Annotated in this window: 4 protein-coding genes; all 4 read left to right on the plus strand. The window is 61.1% G+C overall.

Annotation, left to right across the window (positions count from 1 at the left end; all coding sequences use genetic code 11):
* Window positions 1-393: succinate dehydrogenase, cytochrome b556 subunit (gene sdhC, locus AWB74_RS43935; protein WP_143749526.1), on the plus strand; the 393-nt coding region annotated here is incomplete at its 5' end.
* Between the two features lie 4 nt (window positions 394-397).
* A complete protein-coding gene (gene sdhD, locus AWB74_RS43940; protein WP_014193769.1) occupies window positions 398-766 on the plus strand; it encodes a succinate dehydrogenase, hydrophobic membrane anchor protein in 369 nt (122 codons plus the stop codon).
* Between the two features lie 5 nt (window positions 767-771).
* The gene (sdhA, locus tag AWB74_RS43945) at window positions 772-2,547 is read left to right on the plus strand and encodes a succinate dehydrogenase flavoprotein subunit (RefSeq protein ID WP_061152723.1); all 1,776 of its coding nucleotides are present in this window, start codon (window positions 772-774) and stop codon (window positions 2,545-2,547) included.
* Window positions 2,548-2,569: 22 nt separating this feature from the next.
* On the plus strand, window positions 2,570-2,727 hold a 158-nt coding region (locus AWB74_RS43950), incomplete at its 3' end, for a 2Fe-2S iron-sulfur cluster-binding protein (protein ID WP_235024954.1).

Consider the following 2,727-nt stretch of genomic DNA (forward strand, 5'->3'; position numbering starts at 1 on the left):
AAACCAAGGCCGGAATACCGAAACATCGGGATCGGCCAACTCGCGAAGTATCGCTTGCCGCTGGCAGGGAAGGTATCGATCCTGCATCGCATCAGCGGCCTGCTGCTGTTCGTGTGCCTGCCGTTCATCCTGTATCTGCTCGATCAGAGCCTCACGTCGGAGATCAGCTTCGACGCGTTCAAGGGCTTTCTGGCCAACCCCATCGTCAAGATCATCACGCTCGTGCTGTCGTGGGCGTATCTGCATCATTTCTGCGCGGGCATTCGGTTTCTGCTGCTCGATACGCACGTCGGCGTGAGCAAGGACGGCGGCAAGCAGAGCGCGCTGATCGTGCTGATCGTGTCGCTGCTGCTCACGCTCGCGATGGCCCTCAAACTCTTCGGAGCCTTCTAAGAACATGGCAACGCAAAATCGAGTCGGCCCGAAGCGCCTGGTCGTGGGCGCGCATTACGGCCTGCGCGACTGGCTCGCGCAACGCATCACCGCGGTCGTGATGGCCGCTTACACCGTCATTCTGCTCTTCTGGTTCTTCGCCGCGCATAACTTCTCCTACGAAGGCTGGGCCGGCATTTTCGCGACCCAGTGGATGAAGCTCGCGACTTTCGTAGCCTTGCTTTGCCTCTTCTATCACGCGTGGGTCGGCATTCGCGACATCTGGATGGACTACGTGAAGCCGATGGGCGTGCGCCTGTTTCTGCAGGTGCTGACGATCCTGTGGCTCATCGGATGCGCCGGCTACGCCGCACAGATTCTCTGGAGAGTGTAAAGAACATGGCTGCAATCAAGACTTCTCTGCCGCGTCGCCGCTTCGACGTGGTTATCGTCGGCGCGGGCGGATCGGGCATGCGCGCATCGCTGCAACTGGCGCGTGCGGGTTTGTCGGTCGCTGTGCTGTCGAAAGTGTTTCCGACGCGCTCGCATACGGTGGCCGCGCAAGGCGGCATCGGTGCATCGCTTGGCAACATGAGCGAGGACAACTGGCACTATCACTTCTACGACACGATCAAGGGCTCCGACTGGCTCGGCGACCAGGACGCGATCGAGTTCATGTGCCGTGAAGCGCCCAATGCTGTCTACGAACTCGAACACATGGGCATGCCGTTCGACCGCAATCCGGACGGCACGATCTATCAGCGTCCGTTCGGCGGCCACACCGCGAACTACGGTGAGAAGCCCGTGCAACGCGCATGCGCAGCCGCCGACCGTACCGGTCATGCACTGCTGCACACGCTGTATCAGCAGAACGTTGCCGCTAAAACGCACTTCTTCGTCGAATGGATGGCGCTGGATCTGATCCGCGACGCCGATGGCGATGTGCTCGGCGTGACCGCGCTCGAAATGGAAACGGGCGAGGTCTACATCCTCGAAGGCAAGACCACGCTGTTCGCCACGGGCGGCGCGGGGCGCATCTTCGCGGCATCGACCAATGCGTTCATCAATACCGGCGATGGCCTCGGCATGGCCGCGCGTTCGGGTATCGCGCTGCAGGACATGGAGTTCTGGCAATTCCACCCGACCGGCGTTGCGGGCGCGGGCGTGCTGATCACCGAAGGCGTGCGCGGCGAAGGCGGCATCTTGCGTAACGCGAACGGCGATCGCTTCATGGAGCGCTATGCGCCGACGCTGAAGGATCTCGCACCGCGCGACTTCGTTTCGCGCTCGATGGACCAGGAAATCAAGGAAGGTCGCGGCGTCGGTCCGAACAAGGATTACGTGCTGCTGGATCTGTCGCACATCGGCGCGGAGACGATCATGAAGCGTCTGCCGTCGATTCGCGAGATCGCGCTGAAGTTCGCCAACGTCGATTGCATCAAGGAGCCGATTCCTGTGGTGCCGACCATCCACTATCAGATGGGTGGCATTCCGACGAACATGCACGGTCAGGTCGTGGGCACCGCCAAGGGTTACAACGATCCGGTCAGCGGTTTCTATGCGGTGGGCGAATGCTCGTGCGTTTCGGTGCATGGCGCGAATCGTCTGGGCACGAATTCGCTGCTGGATCTGGTCGTGTTCGGGCGCGCGGCGGGCAATCACATCATCAAGCATGCAAGCGAGATGAAGGAGCACAAGCCCCTTCCCGCCGATGCCGCTGACTTCGCGATGGAACGTCTCGCGGTGCTGGAGAAGTCCACGTCGGGCGAATACACGCAGAGCATCGCCAACGACATCCGCTCGACGATGCAATCGCACGCGGGCGTGTTCCGCACGGCGAAGCTGCTGGAAGAGGGCGTCGACAAGATCGGTGAACTGGCCGAGCGCGTGAAGCATGTGCATCTGAAGGACAAGTCGAAGGTGTTCAACACGGCGAAGGTCGAAGCGCTCGAACTGGCGAACCTGATCGAAGTCGCGCGCGCGACGATGGTGTCGGCCGAAGCGCGCAAGGAAAGCCGCGGCGCGCACGCGCATAGCGACTACGAGCATCGCGACGACGAGAACTGGATGCGCCACTCGCTGTGGTTCAGCGAAGGCGATCGCCTCGAATACAAGCCGGTGCAGATGAAGCCGCTGACGGTCGAATCGGTGCCGCCGAAGGCGCGTACGTTCTAAGGCGCACAGCAAGGAAATCGAAATGGCAAAGAGAATTTTTGAAGTCTATCGCTACGATCCGGACAAGGACGCCGCGCCGCGCATGCAGACGTACGAGCTCGAAATCAAGCATGAACGCATGTTGCTCGATGCGCTGGTGAAGCTGAAAGAGCTCGATGAAACGCTGTCGTTCCGCCGCTC

It is taken from the genome of Caballeronia arvi (assembly GCF_001544695.2).
Taxonomy (GTDB): Bacteria; Pseudomonadota; Gammaproteobacteria; order Burkholderiales; family Burkholderiaceae; genus Caballeronia; species Caballeronia arvi.

What these genes read in the sequence shown, in the direction of transcription:
- sdhD (WP_014193769.1), top strand. Translation starts at nt 398, where the DNA reads ATGGCAACGCAAAATCGAGTCGGCCCGAAGCGCCTGGTCGTGGGCGCG.
- sdhA (WP_061152723.1), top strand. Translation starts at nt 772, where the DNA reads ATGGCTGCAATCAAGACTTCTCTGCCGCGTCGCCGCTTCGACGTGGTT.